Annotated in this window: 16 protein-coding genes; 2 read left to right on the top strand and 14 right to left on the bottom strand. The window is 38.0% G+C overall.

Annotation, left to right across the window (positions count from 1 at the left end; genetic code table 11):
* Positions 1 to 69 precede the first annotated feature (69 nt).
* Positions 70 to 969, top strand: a complete 900-nt coding sequence (locus IEV17_RS06385) for an ABUW_2363 family tetratricopeptide repeat lipoprotein (protein WP_004661546.1) — start codon at positions 70 to 72, stop codon at positions 967 to 969.
* Between the two features lie 119 nt (positions 970 to 1088).
* Positions 1089 to 3107 (top strand): esterase/lipase family protein, encoded by a 2019-nt coding sequence (locus IEV17_RS06380; RefSeq protein WP_004661545.1) that lies wholly within the window; start codon positions 1089 to 1091, stop codon positions 3105 to 3107.
* 49 nt (positions 3108 to 3156) lie between these two features.
* Here IEV17_RS06380 and ahpF read toward each other — a convergent pair whose 3' ends face one another.
* From ahpF to IEV17_RS06310, 14 genes are all read right to left on the bottom strand, one after another.
* Positions 3157 to 4722, bottom strand: a complete 1566-nt coding sequence (gene ahpF / locus IEV17_RS06375) for an alkyl hydroperoxide reductase subunit F (RefSeq protein WP_004661542.1) — start codon at positions 4720 to 4722, stop codon at positions 3157 to 3159.
* A 127-nt stretch (positions 4723 to 4849) separates the two neighbouring features.
* Positions 4850 to 5767, bottom strand: coding sequence for a hypothetical protein (locus IEV17_RS06370; protein WP_004661541.1), 918 nt, complete (start codon positions 5765 to 5767; stop codon positions 4850 to 4852).
* A 27-nt stretch (positions 5768 to 5794) separates the two neighbouring features.
* The gene (locus IEV17_RS06365) at positions 5795 to 6919 is read right to left on the bottom strand and encodes a toxic anion resistance protein (RefSeq protein WP_004661538.1); all 1125 of its coding nucleotides are present in this window, start codon (positions 6917 to 6919) and stop codon (positions 5795 to 5797) included.
* A gap of 12 nt (positions 6920 to 6931) precedes the next feature.
* Positions 6932 to 7708 (bottom strand): hypothetical protein, encoded by a 777-nt coding sequence (locus IEV17_RS06360; protein WP_004661537.1) that lies wholly within the window; start codon positions 7706 to 7708, stop codon positions 6932 to 6934.
* Positions 7709 to 7881: 173 nt separating this feature from the next.
* Positions 7882 to 8874: a putative solute-binding protein gene (locus IEV17_RS06355; protein WP_004661536.1), complete on the bottom strand. Its 993-nt coding sequence runs from the start codon at positions 8872 to 8874 to the stop codon at positions 7882 to 7884.
* A 142-nt stretch (positions 8875 to 9016) separates the two neighbouring features.
* Entirely contained in the window at positions 9017 to 9439 is a 423-nt protein-coding gene (locus IEV17_RS06350) for a PaaI family thioesterase (RefSeq protein ID WP_004661535.1), read from the bottom strand.
* Between the two features lie 62 nt (positions 9440 to 9501).
* The gene (locus IEV17_RS06345) at positions 9502 to 10485 is read right to left on the bottom strand and encodes a fatty acid desaturase family protein (RefSeq protein WP_004661534.1); all 984 of its coding nucleotides are present in this window, start codon (positions 10483 to 10485) and stop codon (positions 9502 to 9504) included.
* 107 nt (positions 10486 to 10592) lie between these two features.
* A complete protein-coding gene (locus IEV17_RS06340) occupies positions 10593 to 11390 on the bottom strand; it encodes a PaaX family transcriptional regulator C-terminal domain-containing protein (protein WP_004661533.1) in 798 nt (265 codons plus the stop codon).
* A 105-nt stretch (positions 11391 to 11495) separates the two neighbouring features.
* A complete protein-coding gene (locus IEV17_RS06335; RefSeq protein WP_004661532.1) occupies positions 11496 to 12296 on the bottom strand; it encodes an undecaprenyl-diphosphate phosphatase in 801 nt (266 codons plus the stop codon).
* A gap of 129 nt (positions 12297 to 12425) precedes the next feature.
* Positions 12426 to 14315, bottom strand: a complete 1890-nt coding sequence (locus tag IEV17_RS06330) for a M48 family metalloprotease (protein ID WP_004661531.1) — start codon at positions 14313 to 14315, stop codon at positions 12426 to 12428.
* Between the two features lie 103 nt (positions 14316 to 14418).
* A complete protein-coding gene (gene purF, locus IEV17_RS06325) occupies positions 14419 to 15957 on the bottom strand; it encodes an amidophosphoribosyltransferase (RefSeq protein ID WP_004661530.1) in 1539 nt (512 codons plus the stop codon).
* A 40-nt stretch (positions 15958 to 15997) separates the two neighbouring features.
* Positions 15998 to 16591, bottom strand: a complete 594-nt coding sequence (locus IEV17_RS06320; protein WP_004661529.1) for a CvpA family protein — start codon at positions 16589 to 16591, stop codon at positions 15998 to 16000.
* A gap of 1 nt (position 16592) precedes the next feature.
* A complete protein-coding gene (locus IEV17_RS06315; RefSeq protein WP_004661528.1) occupies positions 16593 to 17600 on the bottom strand; it encodes a quinone-dependent dihydroorotate dehydrogenase in 1008 nt (335 codons plus the stop codon).
* Positions 17601 to 17859: 259 nt separating this feature from the next.
* On the bottom strand, positions 17860 to 19429 hold a 1570-nt coding region (locus IEV17_RS06310; RefSeq protein WP_194423763.1), incomplete at its 5' end, for a YadA family autotransporter adhesin.

Below are 19429 nucleotides of genomic sequence, written 5' to 3'. Positions count from 1 at the left end.
TTTGCTTCTCCTAAACTGGTAAAACCAACGATCTACTTCTCATTTAACTAAAATTAATGGATATAAAGCATGAATTTTAAGCCTTTGGCACTTCTTGTACTTTCAACTTCTTTTTTAACAGCTTGTGGTACTACGCCAATAAAAAAAGAAAAAGCTGCTGAACCTTTTGTATTCAAAGAACCTGATCCAACTCCCCCATTTTATGCTTTAAATCCAGTTAAATATGATGCCCCGCCAAGCTTTGAAGTTGCAATTAAAGATGCATCGGCTCAACCTGTAACAAAAATGGTTGTTTCACTTCAAGGTGACCCATCAAAATCAACCACCCTTGAGGTGAATAAATTAATTATCCCTACGACTGATCAAAAGCAACGTAATATGAAATATGCGGTACTTGCTGGTGATAATGAAGTAGATGTCACTGAAATTGATGATTTTCTTCAATTGGTTGAAGGTAAAGCGCGTCACTACCCACCACGTTTTACGGAACGCCAAGAACGCAAAGGTTATGAGGCAAAACTTCGTGAAATTACACAGAAACTTGATGCTTTAGCAGAAAAGCCAAATGCTTCTCTGGATGTACTTACTCGTGCATTTAAAGCAAGTGTGATGGCACGTAATATGGACTTAGGTACAGCTTATACAACCAAATCACTCAACTACGCACAGCGTATTCTTGCGATTAGCCCAAATGACCCTGAAACTAATTTCTGGTTTGGCTTTGGTCTATCTGAAGGTGGTGGTCAACGTGAAGCGATTCCATATCTAGATAAAGCGATTAAAGGCGGTGTACAAGAAGCTTATCTTTCTGCTGCAAATAACTATCTCTGGTTAGAGCAAAAGAAAAATGCCATTCAAACACTCAAAAATTATAAAATTAATTATCCTGATGAAGCCGAAGTTGCAGATCAACTCATCAAAGAAGTTGAATCTGGGAAACGTTGGAATGTTTGGCAAGTCCTAAATTAAAGATTTGTGATTTTGTAAAAATAGACTGTTCAGAACAGTCTATTTTTTTAAGTTGATTGAAAAAACATCTTTTTTTCGTATTATAGCTAGAATCTTCCGGCTAAATTTGCTCCTTGATAATGCAAGCATCTAATTCAAACAAATATCTATTTGCCTTCACGCTGTTATCAACTATTGCTTTAAATGGCTGTCAGGTCGTTAGCCTCAAGCAACAAGCGGTTGATGTCACCATAGCCAATGAACGTAATAGCATACTAACTCAGAAAAAGTTAAGTGAAGCGAGCCTGAACGTCTTATCGATGTCAGGTAAAGAAGCAAAAATTTGTATGCAATCCCCGAATGAATGCATTGCAGATCTACACAAAATTCCTCAGATTCAAGACGAACAATTATTGTCGACAGCCAGTGAACTATATCTTGCTAAAGCCATGTCACTGTCGGACTCATCAGAATGTAAAATCAGTAAATTGTCTAAATACAAACCTGCTGATGAACAAAAGCTAATTCAGCAAAATTATGAAAGTTGTTTAGATCAGAAGCTTGAAGCTTTGGATAAAAGTATTCGTTATAGTTATGCTTATTTATTCAAAACATCACGTCAGCCACAAGAACGACTTTTTGATAACCGCCAAGTACAAATTCGAGATTTCTACAATCAGGCACTTACTCAATTGGTGAATGGTCATAGTTTAAGGAATCCATCGACCAATCTTACCCCAACAATTAAAATTGGGAAAAGTACTTATACAATTGATATTCAAGCATATCAACGCCTACAAAATATGAAACTGGAAAAATTTATTTCTAGTTACAACATGAATTTTTCTGGATTAAGAGCGATTAACCGCCGTGATGGTTTCGGTTCTGATTTTGTTGCAGTTTTTCCATCGACCGACTCATCATCACAAGAAAATAAATATATTCTTAATCCTTTAACTCATGATTATCCTAAAGGGATAAATCCGAATATTCATAAAGCACGCTATTTAGCAGCCACAATTATTGCTCAACCTAAAAAATCGAATGCAACGATAGAAGATGTTTTAACAAATCCGAATTTTGAAATTAAGGTTTATGATCCTTATAGCGTTGAGAAAGTAGAGATTGCAGGTAAACCATATTCATTAGCAGCAAATTTTTCTGCACCCTATGGTTTATGGCTAGCAGAAAACAATTTAGGTGCGGCTGCATATTTGACCTTAATTGACCGCGATCAGCATTTGGCAATGCCACATCTCTATATGCTGGAACCCTATAACCCAAATAAGAAAATCATTGTATTAGTTCATGGTCTAGCAAGTAGCCCTGAAGCATGGATTGCGGTAACTAATGACATTATGGGTGATGCAATATTAAGAGAACATTATCAAGTTTGGCAAATTTTTTACTCTACCAATATGCCAATTTTGGAAAGCCGTTTTCAAATTTATGCTTTATTAAAACAAGCATTTGGTTCGCTTAGTCCCAAAGATGCAGCGGCTCAAGATGCAGTTTTAATTGGGCATAGTATGGGTGGAATTATTAGTCGGCTTTTAGTGAGTGATGCAGATATTTCTAAACAAGCTTTAGAATTGATGAATAATCGCCAACAAACACGTCTAAGAAAACACCCTGTCATTGGTGAAAGACTCAAAATGAAACCAATTGAAAATTTTGATCGAGCTATTTTTCTCGCAGCACCACACCGAGGTACAGATTATGCAGACCGATGGTTTACTCTAGCAGCAAGAAAAATTATTAAACTTCCTGCAACTTTCTTAACAACCCTTGCAGATACACTGACCAGTGATGATGTTGATTTAAAAGATTTTGTCAAAACACTGACTAATGATGTCATTCAAAATGGACCAAGCGATTTAAGTAAAAAATCTAAATTTATGGAACTGACAGCTAGTATCCCACCTGAAAAAGGCTTAGTTTTCCATTCTATTATGGGCAATATTACTAAAAGTGATGATCCGAATGTAATTACAGATGGCATCGTTCCATATAAGAGCGCACATTTAGATGGAGCAGTTTCTGAGAAAATTTTTACGGGTGGTCACTCGATTCAAGAAACACCAGAAGCGGTATTGGAGTTACGTCGTATCTTACGTGAACACCTTGTCGATCATGGTTTATATAAGCAGAAGAACTAAAGACAATAAAAAAGCCCCAAATCATTGGGGCTTTTTTAGATTAAATCATTTACACGCCAGAACGAATCATATAATCAAAAGCGGATAGAGAAGCTTTGGCACCTTCACCTGTCGCAATAATGATTTGCTTGTACGGTACGGTGGTACAGTCACCCGCAGCAAATACACCTTTGACATTGGTTTCATTACGATCATTGATCACAATCTCACCACGATTGCTGAGTTCAACCGCACTGTTCTTCAAGAAATCCGTGTTTGGTAATAAACCAATCTGAACAAAGATTCCTGCGAGTTCAACTGTATGTTCAACATCAGTCGCACGATCTTTGTATTTCAATGCCGTCACTTGTGAACCATCTCCCACAACTTCAGTACTGAGTGCATTTAAGATTACAGTGGTATTTGGCAAGCTGTTTAACTTGTCTTGCAACACTTGATCTGCGCGAAGTTTGGTATCAAACTCAACTAAAGTCACATGCTCAACAATTCCTGCAAGGTCAATCGCTGCTTCTACACCAGAGTTACCACCACCAATCACCGCAACACGTTTGCCTTTGAATAATGGGCCATCACAGTGGGGGCAGTACGCCACACCACGTGTACGGTATTCTGCTTCACCCGGTACATTCATTTCTCTCCAACGTGCACCTGTTGAAAGAATAATGGTTTTCGATTCAAGCTTAGCTCCATTTTCCAATTCAACCTCAACCAGACCATTGGTCGTTTGATCTGCACCTGTGATCTTGCTGACACGTTGCAAATTCATGATGTCCACACCGTACTCACGTACGTGTGCTTCCATATCTTGAGCGAACTTCGGACCTACAGTTTTTTGTACTGTGGTGAAGTTTTCAATGTCCATCGTATCCATGACCTGACCACCAAAACGTTCAGCGACGATACCTGTTTTGATACCTTTACGCGCTGCGTAGATCGCTGCTGTACCACCCGCAGGACCACCACCAATCACCAATACATCAAAAGCATCTTTGGCATTAAGTGCTGCGGCATCTTTCTCAGCAGAATTAGTGTCTAGCTTCGCCACGATTTCTTCCAAAGTCATACGACCTTGTCCAATATGTTCATTGTCTTGAAACACCATCGGTACAGCTAAGATTTTGCGTTCTTCAACTTCTTCTTGGAAAAAACCACCATCAATCATGGTTGCAGTTGCATTCTGGTTATAGATTGCAATCAAGTTGAGTGCTTGAACCACATCTGGACAGTTATGGCAACTCAATGAAACAAACACATCAAAGTTTGATTTCAAGTTTAAGCCTTTGATCTGGTTCAAGACTTCATCAGAGACTTTAGGTGCGTAACCTGATACTTGTAATAATGCCAAGATCAAAGAAGTAAACTCATGTCCCATCGGTAAGCCAGCAAAGAACACACGTGGTTGTTCACCTGCTTTAGCTACACCGAAACTAGGACGGCGAGCGTTTGAACCGTCAAAACGCGCCGTAACTTGGTCAGATAGTTCCGCAATTTCAGTCACGAGTTCTTTGATTTTTGCGGCTTTGTCTGATTCATCTAGAGCCGCAACTAACTCGATTGGACTTTCTAAACGTTCTAAGTAAGCTTTTAATTGCGTTTTAATATTTTGATCTAACATGTATTTCTCCAAATTCTAAGCAGTTCAAATCAGCTAAATTCATTCAATAAAGCTATAGTACGCAAAATATATAAATAGGTAAAACAGTATGTTTTTATAAAATTAATCGGATAAACCGAATTAAGATTTAAGAGACATCAAGCTTTTGATTAATGCGGAAACGGCGATTTTTCAATTGTTTAGCAAGTACATATAAAATGCTGCTTAAAGCAACAACCAACACAATCAAGCCCCATAAAATTACATTCACAATCTGAGAAATACGTTCGGCTTGTTGTGCACGCAGATCTAAGGGCTGCGTAATTGAGGTGATACTTTTACCATATAGTTGCTGCTGCATGACCCATAACTGTTCAGGCTTAAAATCATATTGTTTAAACTGAATCGGGTTATTCTTCTCAGCGACAATCAATTGATTCACATAGACATTGGCAGTTTTACGATCGACAGGCTGATGTAGTAAAGCCACTTGTGCCAACACATAGGCTTTTTCCGTCGATGAAATGTTGGCCTGCTGTAAATCTTGAGCAATTTGACTTTCAACAATATTATTTTGATAGCTCATCCATTGTTGATACGCCTGTTTGGTTTCATCTTTCCAATCGTATTGAATGTAGCTTAGACCAGACCAAAGCAAAATAAAGGCAATAATCCAAGCTAAAACTCGTTGTGTCCATGCTTGGAAACGTGGCTGAAAAAACTTAAATTTCTTCATCCAACTGAGCAGTAAAAATGCCCCAATAAACGAAACCAAAATTTTTAGAAACAACCAACCAAACCATGATAATAAATTAAAAAAATAATCAACTGGTTGTTTAAATGGCACCAATTCTTGAACATGATAAGGCAAATCTAATGCCTGAACATGCGTGGAAAGATCAAAAAACCGATAGATAAATTCTTTTTGCAAAAATAACGATGCAACTGTAATAACGACCAATGTACAGGCTAAAATAAACCAGATCATTAAATGACGTTGACGTTTTTTTAATGCATCTAAACGTTGGTCAATCGGTTGTACACTAAAATCGTTTATGGGTGACAATGATTTTTCCTTCAAAAATTAACAATATCAAGATTTGGGTGGCTGGCTATGCTCAAGCACTAAATGATTTAAATTCTCTTGCAAAGCACGTAAACGTGTTGTCGCTTCCGCACGCTTTTGCATCCCTTCTTTCTGAATCTGAATCACATCATTTACAGTTTTAATGAGGGTATTTTGTACATGTTCAAGTGTTTCCACATCAATCACTGAACGTTGATTCGCTTTCGCAGTATCGACTGAATTTTGATGTAATAATTCAGCATTGCGACGTAATAATTCATTCGTTGTGTCATCAATAGCCTTGGCAAGCTGAACACTATTCTTTTGCTCTTGTAATGAAATCGCCAGACTAATCTGATTTTTCCATGCTGGTAGCGTAATGTTCTTAATGGCATAGAACTTATCTACCAACATTAAATTATTCGACTGGATAATCCGAATCATCGGTAAGGTTTGCATCGCAGACTGTTGTAAAACCTGCAAATCACTGACTCTTTTCTCAAGATTATTCGCTAAATGATTAAGATCATAGATCTGTTGTGTCGTTTGTTGATCCTGCTCTTGTGATGTGAGCATTGAGATCTGTTGCTGAATATCCTGCTGTTTTAATTGCCCTGCAGCAATATAAACACCAAGCTGTTTATATTCATCCTGTACTGCATCGAACATTTTATCTAACGTTCCAACCCGAGCTTTCAACCCTGATTGAGAACTTTCAATTTCTTTAACCAATACATCAATCTGCTCTTTAGTGGTATTAAAATGCTGATCAAAATTTTGTTTAGCACTTTTAAATTTACTCAGTAAACTGCCAAAAAACCCAGAGCTTTTTGATTTATTCAAAATACTTGAAGTATTCAATTGCTGTGCGACTTGCACTACCTCATTAAGTTTTTGTCCAGTCGTATCCAAATCTTTATTCTGAACCAGATTTAACAGCTCATCAGTATAAGTCGAAGTTTTACTGGCAATATTTTTGCCATATTCAGCCACCACTGTCGTGCTAATATCTGCCAGTTCTTTATGTGCATCCATTACTTCTGCAAGATCTTGTCGTTGCAATCCTAAATCTTTTAAGTTCAACTGCTCAAAACGTTGCTCAGGCTTCATTTCAAGCTCATGAGATAATTTGCTAAGTTCTGAATCTGACATCTTTTTTCCCTCTTATTTCTGTAATGATTTTTTCAAATTTTTAATTAAATCTTCTCGACTTTTATCAAGCTGATCAAGTGTATTTGTTGAAGTCGATGCTGTACTTTGTTTAACGTGATATTGCCATGCAGGAATCAAAACCTGTTGTGCTTCTTTAAATCGATCTAGCAAGCCAAAAGATAACTCTTGTGATAACTGCATTTGTTTCATCGCAATATCATTACTCGTTTGTAAGGTTTGTAAGGTATTTATTTTTTTCGAGAGCCGTTCAACAAAATGGTCAAGCTTTTGCTGTTGAGTAAATTGAGGATATTCTATTAAAAACTCATCAGCGGCGCGGATATAAGCAGCCATCTGTTCTCTTAAACCTAAAGCTTGCTGTAATCGTGATTGCGATTTTTGGATTTCGATCTGTAATCGCTGGCTTAAATGATTTGCTTCATTGATTAAACGCTCAAGATCTTTGACAAACTTTACTTGACCAGCATCGTATTCAACATCTATACCTAACCATTTTTGCAACGCGTTAAAACGACGGCCACCTAAATGTTTTTTGGAAATTGAAAGTTGCTGAATAATCTGGGTAATCACTTCACTCAATTGCTGATTCAATCTAGGGTCAACACCATTCAGTAATACACTTTGAGCTTGAACTAAATGGTCTGCATAATGATTCAAACGATGTGGATCATTTAGTAGAGGAAGTAAATCATTACGTTTAATCGCTAAAATATGTTCTTGATTTGATTCAATTTGCGATAAGGGTATGAAGTCGAACGATTGCGTCATATTAGCCGAGTATAGTAAGAACAAATAAATTTGAACATAGTTAGTTTTAGCATGTTCTTACTCTTTCGCATACTTAAATGTTGTTATGTTTTTTAAAATTTAAAATTTTGGAATCAATAAAAAACCTCTTAATTACAATGAATAAAGAGGTTTTCAGAATTGTAAACTATGCTTTATTCATCATTAAGGGCGCATTCAAAACTATTTGGGTTTTGCTTACAACGCACTTTTTTCAGAAAGTTCATCATTTTTGGATCATAAATACCCGCTTTGGTTAAAGAAATACGAGCTTCGCGCATCATTTTCATATAATTAAGCTGTTCTTCTGGGGGGATGTTCATCCAATATTTTTCAGGAATTTCTTTTTCATATTTTGCGATTATATTAAATGTACGACCAAGTTGACCCGCTACCCATTCACGAGACTTTTGCCCAAATCCTTCAGGAAACTTATCCTTTCGAATAATAAAATTTGCTGAAATTTGTGTTAATGGAAATTTTACGATTCCACCTTTATCCCCCAAACCTTTATAGAGTTCAAAGGGTTTATAAGCAACGATCGGTGCTGGGACAATATCAATTTGATGGTTATTAAATTTTGCACCAGCATTGGTGACATCAACAGAAACCGCTTGAGCACCAACTTGAGCAACAAGTTTAGGTTGAGCTTCATCATATGCAAATACTCCAACCTTCTTTCCAGCAGCTTTGGCTAAAGTATTAATACTACGATCAGCTACAAAGAGGTAAGCAGGACCAATCGTTCCTAAACCAGCAATTTCATAAGGACCATTAAGCATACTTTTTGCTGCTTGTGGCTTAGATAGCAATTGATAGGCAAGTATTGCTGTTTTTAAGTCTGTTAATGCACCAATTGCATCCAATGATCCTACATATTTATTGAATTGGCGACCACGCAAACCACTAATAATCGCACCATCACATTGTCCAACTTTCAAATCTTCTGCTGCGACTCGCTCATCAACATAAGCGCGTAAATCAATATCTGCACCCCACTTTTTAGCTTCAAGTGCATAATCCTTTGCTAATGCAAATGCATCCCCCGATTTGCCGACTGGATCAAAAACACAAACGGTCTGTTTAGCTTGAGTTGATATAGCACATCCAAATAATGCTAACCCAATTAAACTTTTTTTAATTATCATTTATTCTTGCTCGATAAGATTGATTTCTTTATCACACCCGATCAATGATCATTATCCTATGACAAGGTTTATTTTTTTAGGAATTTCCAGTCAATTACTCTCTAAACAAGATCGTTTTAAACAATTCTAATTAGCCAAATAATTACTGAGCTATTCGCGGTGGAAGCGCATATGTTCCAATCACATGCGCAACTGGTTCTTCATCATCCAAAGAATATAACCACACTTCACCTGTAACTAATGTTTTACCAACTTTGATTAATTTACACTCAGCTTTAATATCTTGATTTCCATTAGGTTTACGGAAAAAATTAATGGTCATGTTGGTTGTAACAGCCATAGTAATTAGACCTAAATGTCCCATAATCGCAACATATAGAGCGAAATCAGCCACCAACATCAAGGTTGGACCTGATACGGTTTGACCTGGGCGTAAATCGTTCTGATCGATTTTATAAAGTAACTGTGCGCCTTTAGGACTAATCTCTTCGATAGTTGTTTTTTCGAGTGCTTGAGGAAATTCCTGTGCCAAAAAATGAGTAATTTCATGCTTACTAAGCGCCATAACAATACATCCCAAATGACTTAGATTATTTTTAAATTATGCCTAAAACTATAAACAAACATTTAATCAGCTTGATCTGAAAGTTCATTTAAGACTTGCCAATAACTAGGAGGCTCAGGAACATGTCCACGCTCTAATAACATCTGGTGCATTTTAGGTAACTTAAAATATGGAACTGTTGCCATTAAGTGATGTTCTTTATGGAAATTGACATGGATGGGCGCAACTAAAGCACGAGCAATATAACCTGCTTTTGTAGACCGTGTATTCGTTAATGCACTATTACTGGTTGGCATACCTGCATGTTCTGCCATCGAACGAACACGTAAAAATAATGGAAATGGTGTTAAATATGTTAAGATCCAAAGTGCATATAGTTTAGGATGACCAGCTGCCCATAATATTGAAAACAAAGCAGCATTTGTTGCTATTGCACCACCACTATTTTTTAGAAATGCTTTTGGATAGTCGACCCAATGGCGTCCCTCTTGAGAAATCCAACGACGGTCGTTTGATACCGTCCACTCCATTTTCTCAACATCCATAAGCACTCGTCCAAGCGCGAATTTTAATCCAGTTATTCCAGAAACATCACGGAAAAACTTACGCATTAACGATTTCTTCGAAGTTGGGAAACCCTCAACCAAAGACAAATCAGGATCCTCTACGGTAGAAGTTTTACTGTGATGGCGTAAATGATGAGCACGATATTTCTTTAGATCATTCCAGATTGGACGAGCACAGAGCCAATCAGTGGCAATATCATTCAGCCATTTGGTTTTAAATAAGCTTTGGTGTGAAGCGTCATGCATAATGATTGCAAGCGCAAGTTGACGACCCGCTAATATTACCAATGCAGCTATACACATCAGTAATTTGCCCCAAACAGGTAAATACTCCCATGTACTGGCAACCGCAGCAAAGGTTCCACCAATGACTGCCCAAGTTGATAAAACAGCCCAACTACCGTGTAAATCTGACTTTGTTGTCAATTCTGTGATTTCTTCTCTTGTGAACAAATCACTTATTGATGTCCGTGTATTCATATCCCTACCCTACAATTTTTCTATTTCTATAGATACATAAATATAATTTTTATTTTAGATTAAGTAATATTTCTGTCAATACATTAAAATTAATTTTTCAGTAATATTTATACTAAACTGATTTCATAGAATCGTTGCCACAATTCCAGTCCAGTCTGATCCAATTGCTGAACACTTAATGCAAATTGATCACGTAAATGAACATCAACAAAATCCTCAGGTAATAATGGATCATTCATCAGCAAAGAAATGGTCTGCCGACCAAGCAGTAGCGATTCTTTAGCAGCAATATCTAAGCTTAATTGCTCAACTGTCTCCAACCACTTTTGAATCATTTGACTATATTTTTTATAGTTTTGGTTAAGCGTTTGAGTGGGCCAAAGCTTCGGAATTTTATTTAATGTTGTGGTGTCGAAATGATTAATTTGGCAAATTTTGGCGCTTTTTTCTAAGCCAGAAGCTTGTAATGCCAAAAATACCTCTTTAAAAGAAATGGCTAAATTATCAGGGCGAATATAAATGCCTTGTTCTAACTCTTTAAAACCGAAGTGCTTTAATGCGCGTTCTCGGCGGTTTAAAGCTGTACGATCGACTCGCCCTAATTCACCCGTAAAGACAGCTAAGTATTGGTGATCCCATTGTTTTGTTTGTTTAATTCCGTTTTTACGGTTCAACATCACATCCGCCCATTCGTGTGATTTAGCCGTAAATTGATATATACCTCGCTCAATTGCCTCAATCACCCCATCACTAGATAATCGGGTTACTGCGACACGAATACTATTTTCGCTAATCTCAAAAAGCTTCGCTGCGATAATAATTTGTTTAATCGAGATCTCACGACCTTGCAGCCCTAAAAGTAAATCAATGATTAAATCTCGGGCATTCATTTTAGCTATTGTCATCTTACAATCGAACCAGTTCTAAACATGAAAAAAGAAATAAAGAATAAGAATTTTAACTTAGAATCTCTCCCTTTTAGTAATTTTTCTAAAAGGGAGATTTTATTTTTATAGAAAAACAAATAATAAAATAATACCCAGTACAATCCGATACCAAGCAAATACGCGTAAAGTGTGGCGTTCAACAAATTTAACTAATGCGCTCACCACCAATAATGCCGAAATAAAAGCAGCAACAAAACCAACTCCAATATTCAACATATTATCTTGTGTCAATACATCCGCATTACGAATAAGATCAAAAGTTGCAGCCCCCAACATCGTTGGCATCGCAAGAAAGAAAGAAAATTCTGTTGCCGCTTTACGAGACAAGCCTGAGAACATTCCTCCCACAATGGTAGCACCAGAACGAGAAGTCCCTGGAATCATTGCAACGCATTGTGCACAACCGACTAAAAAAGCTTGCTTATAAGTAATTTTTGTCGCTTCAGTTGTTTTATGATCAAAATTTTTGGACTCAACCCAGAAAATAATCAGACCACCAACAATCAATGCGATTGCGACCACAAGTGGACTAAATAAGACACTTTTAATAAAATCGACTGCGAAAATACCAATCACGACAGCAGGAAAGAAAGCAATCAAAACGCTAAAAGCAAAATGACGCGCTTCTGAATCGCCACTAAAAAAACCTTTAACCAACTCAAAAATCTTTTGTCGGTATAACCAACAAACAGCCAAAATTGCACCGAGCTGAATGACAACTTCAAATACACGCCCATCGTCAGAATGGAAGTCGATCATGTGACCAAATAAAATCAAATGACCCGTACTTGAAATCGGTAAAAATTCGGTCAAGCCCTCAATAAACCCTAAAAATAAAGCCTTTAAAATTTCAATATGTTGCATAACTTACTCAAAAAATGCGTAATTCAAGATTAAAATAAAGGGCAAGCTTACCTTGAAATTAAATCATTTTATGTGATTGTCACGTAACGTTTTAACCTTGATCTTTCTAGCTCTAATACGAGTTTATTATTAAATAATCATCAAACTATTTTTCTTTTGCATTTGTTCAACAACTTCACGTGTATCGAATCCTAAACGCCAATAAAGCAACTCTAAAACATCTAATTCATCTTGCGTGATGATACGATCGCTCCATAAACATCGCTCTGCAATCGCTAAAATATTGAGACGATCACGTAATAATAAGCCTGAGACATCATTTAAAATTTCTGCTAAATCAAGTGGTTCATCAGAAATATCTGCGTAAATCTGCATTTCTTCGGGTGCTAAAATCTGTTGAAGAATTCGCTCACGCACCTCAAGCTGATTTGGACTATTAATTTGCTGTACATGTAATAAAGCATCAATTAAATGCACAATTTGTGCTTTCACATCTTCAAATGATGTTGGTAAATGTGCAGGCATAAGATTAAGTTCACGCTTTACTCGCTCCAACAATAAAGCATCAAGCAAACCCACTTCACCATCTTCTTGAATAATACAAGCCAATTTAGTCAAAAATTGACGAGCAATACTTGTCGGCATATGTCCAATATTTTTACAGGCATCATGGAAGATTTGAACATGAATACGACCATCTAAATTCAATAAAGAATCTACGATTGCATGACTTACCGCAGCTTCTTGAGGAATAAACTCACGATATTGACGAATCATCAAAATCGCAACCATCACTTCCCTTGAACCGGTCGCCGTTTGCATCGCTCTTTGTATTAATTCTGGGCGCTTTTTATTCTTCCGCATTTCAGAGTTTAAAGGCTTAATTGCATCATTCAAAGCAAAACTGATCGGCGATAAACGCAATAAAGGTAAAGGCTGTGGCGAGCTCCAAGGTAAGGTCATATCTGTCATTTCCTCTTCCAAAGAACGAAACAGACTGAATAAAGGACGATTGCGTAGCTTTTTTAAATTTTCTAATTGCAAATCCTGTAACAAAGTAGGATTTAGTTCATAAATTCGATCTTTGATACTTGGATGAATATTCATCCAACTTTGTGGACTAAGAGAATTTGCGAAACACATATGTGAAATCGACTCTGAATACGCACTATGAATTTGCGAACCTGAATGGTGGACATAGATACGTAACAAGGTTTGAATATTGGCATTATTATTCATCAAACGCATAGTTTTCAGGTCATTACGAAAGGTTCGCCCACTTAAGGTCAAATATTTAATTAAACGCGTAATTAAAATTCCTAAACTCCCAATTAGCCAAATCACTCCACCAATTGCAACAAAAATAGTTTCGAATTTGTTTCGATAAGACGTGGCATAAGGATTGTAGCCTGCTTGAGCTAATTTACTTCCCCATTGACTAAAGGTGGTTAAACCACTGTATAAGATTTTTAATTTAGTATTTTCAACTGCTTCACCTGATAAAATCTGGTTGAATTCATAACTTAATAAACCATATAGCTCTAGTTCATCTAAATTTTGTAAAGCACCCCAAGTTAAAATAATTACGATGTCTTGAGATCTGAAGCCTGCGGTTAACGCATTCACACCAACTTCATCTGGGAGCACATAAACAGCGGGGGTATCAATCGCAAAACTTTGAGCAACTTGCTCTACGACTTTTAATGCTGTGCTTTCTTCGGGCGTACTTTCGTCAAAAACAAGGCGTCTTGCTTTAAGTTGTTTTGCAAGTGAATGGCCGCCTTCACGTAAGACATAAAGTTCAGCACCAACCGACCAAACCAAAACAAAGAATAAAAGAAATATAAAATATGGGCTAAGAACATGCCACCAAATGAGTTGAGTATAGTCAAAGAAGTGAACAACTAAACCCAAAATCAAATTGAGAATAAAAACCGTCAATAACATAGCGAGCAAGCAAAAACTTACCGACCATGCAATATTTTTATTTTCAATTAAATAATGGCTCATTTCTTTCAATGTAAATTTTCCTGATTACATTGTTGATCTTAGAGGCTTCGAAACCTTAAGTATCATAAAATAAAAAAGCGGGAATTTCCCGCTTTTCTATAGATTTAAATGATTACTCTTCTTTAATACCTGTTAAATCAACAGAAGAAGCATCGATATTTACATCAATATAACCATCTGCTTTCTTTTTTGCTGAATCATTACGTTTCTGCTCGAGATTTATCAGATAGTCATTATCAATCCCACCAGCCACATAGATCCCGTCAAATACAGAACAATCAAATTCTCTTAAATCAGGTACTTTGCTGGTACGCACTGCGTTCTTTAAATCTTCCAAATCTTGGAAAACTAAACGATCTGCACCAATAATCTCACGAATTTCTTCAACTGTACGATCTGAAGCAATTAATTCAGATTTTGCTGGCATATCGATACCATACACGTTTGGATATTTCACCATAGGTGCAGCCGAAGCAAAGAATACTTTCTTCGCGCCAGAATCACGTGCCATTTGAATAATTTCATTGCACGTTGTACCACGTACAATCGAGTCATCCACTAACAGTACATTTTTATCTTTAAATTCAAGCTCAACTGGGTTTAGCTTTTGACGAACTGATTTTTTGCGCTGCTGTTGACCTGGCATAATGAAGGTACGTCCGATGTAACGGTTTTTCATAAAACCTTCACGGAATTTCACGCCCAAAATATTAGCCAATTCTAATGCTGAAGTACGACTGGTATCTGGAATTGGAATGACCACATCAATATCGTGCTCTTCACCCCATTCCTTCAAAATTTTATAAGCCAGTTTTTCACCCATTTTTAAACGAGCTTTATAAACTGAGATACCATCAATTGTTGCATCTGGACGAGCAAAGTACACATATTCAAAAATACATGGACGATATTCTGGATTTACTGCACATTGTTTAGTAAACAATTCGCCATTTGAATTAATGAAAACTGCCTCACCTGGTGCAATATCACGCTCAACTTTAAAACCTAGCGCTGTAATCGCAACGGATTCAGAGGCAATGATATATTCAATGCCTTGCTCAGTTTCACGAGAACCATAAACTAAAGGACGAATCCCGTTTGGATCACGGAAACCAACAAGCCCATGACCTGTGATCATCGCAACAACCCCATAAGCACCTTTACAACGCTCATGAACACGAGATACGGTATGGAAGATATTTTCTGGCGTTGGATTAAGTGTACCGATCTTCTGTAACTCATGTGCAAACACGTTGAGTAAAACTTCAGAATCAGAATCAGTATTCATGTGACGTAAATCTGTTTTAAACAGATCATCATGAATTTCTGCGGCGTTGGTCAAGTTACCATTGTGTGCAAGGGTAATACCATATGGAGAGTTTACATAAAACGGCTGTGCTTCAGCACTACTTGATGAACCTGCTGTTGGATAACGAACATGTCCTATCCCATAGTTACCAAGCAAAGCACGCATGTGACGGGTATGGAATACATCACGCACCATACCATTATCTTTGCGGAGGAATAAACGCCCTTGATGGCAAGTTACAATCCCTGCTGCATCTTGTCCTCGATGTTGTAACATCGTCAAGGCATCAAATAACATTTGGTTTACTGGCGATTTACCAGCAATCCCAACAACTCCACACATAGCAACCTCGCGACAAGCTAGGAACGGGGTTTAACCCCAATTAATAAAAAGGATTTTTCGTTGAATGATCAGAACGTTGATCTACTGAAGCGCGTTCTGACTCCTCCATTTCAGTCGAAGGGCGATGTAATAACGCACCTTCAGATGTCATTTGATGTATCGCTTCATTTGCAGCATCTTTTGATATTTCGGTCGCTAATGGCGCGTATGGCAACAAGATCTGTACAAATTTTGATTGTTTCCAATGCGATGAACTATTCACCCAAGGACCGACACCCTGCATCGCAATCAAGACAATTAATAAACCTTTTAGTGAACCAAATGCACCGCCTGCTAGACGATTTAATGGGCCCAATTTTAAACTTTTCAAGAGCCCATTCAGGAATGCGGTAATAACCCATGTGCAAATCACGATGGCTAATACAATAAAAGCAAAAGCAGCAATTTTTTGCACAACTGGGTCTTGGCTTAGACTGCTCATCGCAGGTGCCCAAATGACGGCGTATTTAGCCCCAATGACCAATGCGAATATCCACCCGATCAAGTTCGCAAAGGCTTTAATAAATCCTTGACGCAAACCGTTCAACCCTCCAATGAGCAAGATGATCAGGATGATGATATCAAGTGTGTTCATGTCACACAGTCATCGCGTTAACACAATCTTTTACTAGTGTTGGACCTGTATAAATAAGGCCACTGTATACTTGAACGAGACTCGCACCCGCCTCTTGTTTTGCTACGGCCTGCTCACCTGAAACAATTCCCCCGACACCAATTAAAGGAATTTTTCCATCTAAAACATCGGCGAACTGACGTAAACATTCGGTGCTTTTCTCAAAAACAGGTGCGCCCGACAAACCACCAGCTTCATTACCATTCGGCAAATTTTCAACACCTTCTCGCCCTAATGTCGTATTGGTAACAATCAAGCCATCAATCTTAAATTTCAATAATTGTTTAGCGATAAATGTAATATCTTCAGGCGTTAAATCTGGCGCTACTTTGAGTACTAAAGGAACATAATGATTATTTTCTTTAGCAAGTTCTAGTTGACGTTGTTTCAAAGTTTGTAATAGCTCTGTAAGTGCATCGCCACTTTGTAAACTACGTAAATTCTTTGTATTCGGTGAGGAAATATTAACTGTAATATATGATGCGTAATTATAAACTTTTTCTAAACAAATCAAATAATCAGAAACCGCATCTTCAACGGCAGTATCTGCATTTTTACCAATGTTAATTCCTAAAACGCCTTTAAACTTAGCAGCTTTAACATTTTCAATCAGTTGATCAACACCGTCATTATTGAATCCCATGCGATTGATGATTGCTTTCGCTTCTGGAATACGAAATAAACGTGGTTGAGGATTACCTGCTTGTGGACGTGGTGTAATGGTACCAATTTCAATAAAACCGAAACCTAAAGCAGCTAGAGCATCAATGTGTGCACCATTTTTATCTAAACCAGCAGCAAGACCAACAGGGTTTGGAAACTCGATACCCATACAGCTCACCGGTTTATGTGCAGTTTTCTGATGCATCAATCCAAATTTATGCGCTGTATCGAGCATAGAAAGTGTGAGTTCATGTGCACGCTCTGGTGCTAAAGTAAACAACAAAGGGCGAGCCAATGAATATAACATACCAATCACAGTCTACTGATTTTTCAAGTAGCCGTATTATAGGCATAGGCTCAACAAAACACCATGCTTGACATATGCTTATTTTGTAGAGTCTTTGCTTTAGTGCTTCTTGATTAAACAATTTTCTGGTTTTATTCAGATTTTTAATCTTAGTCAGTTTATTTGCAATTGATTCAAATTAACATTTCGCAGTTCAATAAAAAAAGGAACTAAGCTCATTTAAAGCTTAGTTCCTTTCACTAAATTGTAGAAATGTTACTTATTTCCAAGAATAAGACACACCAGCACCTACAGCAGTTGTATTACCATTATTAAAGCCTGTTGAGAATGCTCCTTTGATTGCAACGCCATTATCGAAGTAATGACTTGCTCCCACAGCGATAGCAGACTGACTATCATAATACCCCATACCCATACCGACAGTAGAAGCACCTTGTTCAGCTGGCATTGGAATATTTGTCATCGCAGTAATACCAGCAATACCTTGCGCGGCAATTTCTCGGTTTTTACGAACATCTTGATTCGTTTGATCCACACGGCTTGATACATCTCTAAAGTTATTTTCTAGATCCATAACTTTGGTATCAGTATAAGCTTTCGAATCAGAAAGCACTTTTGCATCAGCAGTTTTATATTCTTGACGCATTACCACTTCACGACTATCTGTATATCCTTTTGCACTTGTTAATGTTGCCTGATCACCTGCATCTGCATAAGTTTTAGCATCAGTTAAAGTTTTGGTATTGGCATCTTTCATCTGCTTAACATTTACAGCATCAGTATCTTGTACACCAGCTGCAACATGAATAATCTGACGTTCTTTACCAGCAGCACCAACTGAAACAGTATTATCTCTGTCAGACGCTGAATCATTACCCAAAACAACAGCATTTTTGGCAGCAGTATTTACGTTATTGCCAACAACAAAACTGTTATCACCAGTGATCGTATTATCATTACCAACAGCATAACTTCCATTTGCTTGAATGACGTTTGGATCACCAAAGGCACCTGAACGCTCACCTTCAACTTTATTGCCTTTACCGACTACAGTATTTGATTTTCCTTTTGCTGAAGCTCCAGAACCCACAACCGTATTATTTTCACCATCGGCAACAGCACCATCTCCAAGAGCCGTAGCTCCAGAGCCTGTGGCTTTAGCACCAAAACTCGTTACATTTGGATTAGCATCAAGGTAAGGATTGTTACCACCACCACCTTGAGATGCAAGCCACTCTTGTTCCGTACCTGTATAGCCATTGTCAACGGCTATTTCAAATGCACTCTTACCATTTGCTCCTGTATCTCCTTTAGATCCTTGAGCACCTGTAGCTCCAGTTGCACCGATATCACCTTTGTCGCCCTTAGCTCCAGTTGCGCCCGTAGCACCTACGTCACCTTTATCGCCCTTGTCACCTTGAGCGCCTGTAGCTCCTGTTGCACCAGTTGCACCAGTTGCGCCGATATCACCTTTGTCACCCTTAGCTCCAGTTGCGCCGATATCACCTTTGTCACCCTTAGCTCCAGTTGCGCCCGTAGCACCGACATCACCTTTATCGCCCTTGTCACCTTGAGAGCCTGTAGCTCCTGTTGCACCAGTTGCGCCGATATCACCTTTATCGCCCTTGTCACCTTGAGCGCCTGTTGCACCAGTCGCGCCGATATCACCTTTGTCGCCTTTTGCTCCAGTTGCACCTGTAGCACCGATATCACCTTTATCGCCCTTGTCACCTTGAGCGCCTGTAGCTCCTGTTGCACCCGTAGCACCTACGTCACCTTTATCGCCCTTGTCACCTTGAGCGCCTGTGGCTCCTGTTGCACCCGTAGCG

The organism is Acinetobacter modestus (genome assembly GCF_014636095.1).
In the GTDB taxonomy this organism is placed as follows: domain Bacteria; phylum Pseudomonadota; class Gammaproteobacteria; order Pseudomonadales; family Moraxellaceae; genus Acinetobacter; species Acinetobacter modestus.
Note: the sequence above shows the minus strand (reverse complement) of the source record. Positions and strands in the feature narration are given on the sequence as shown.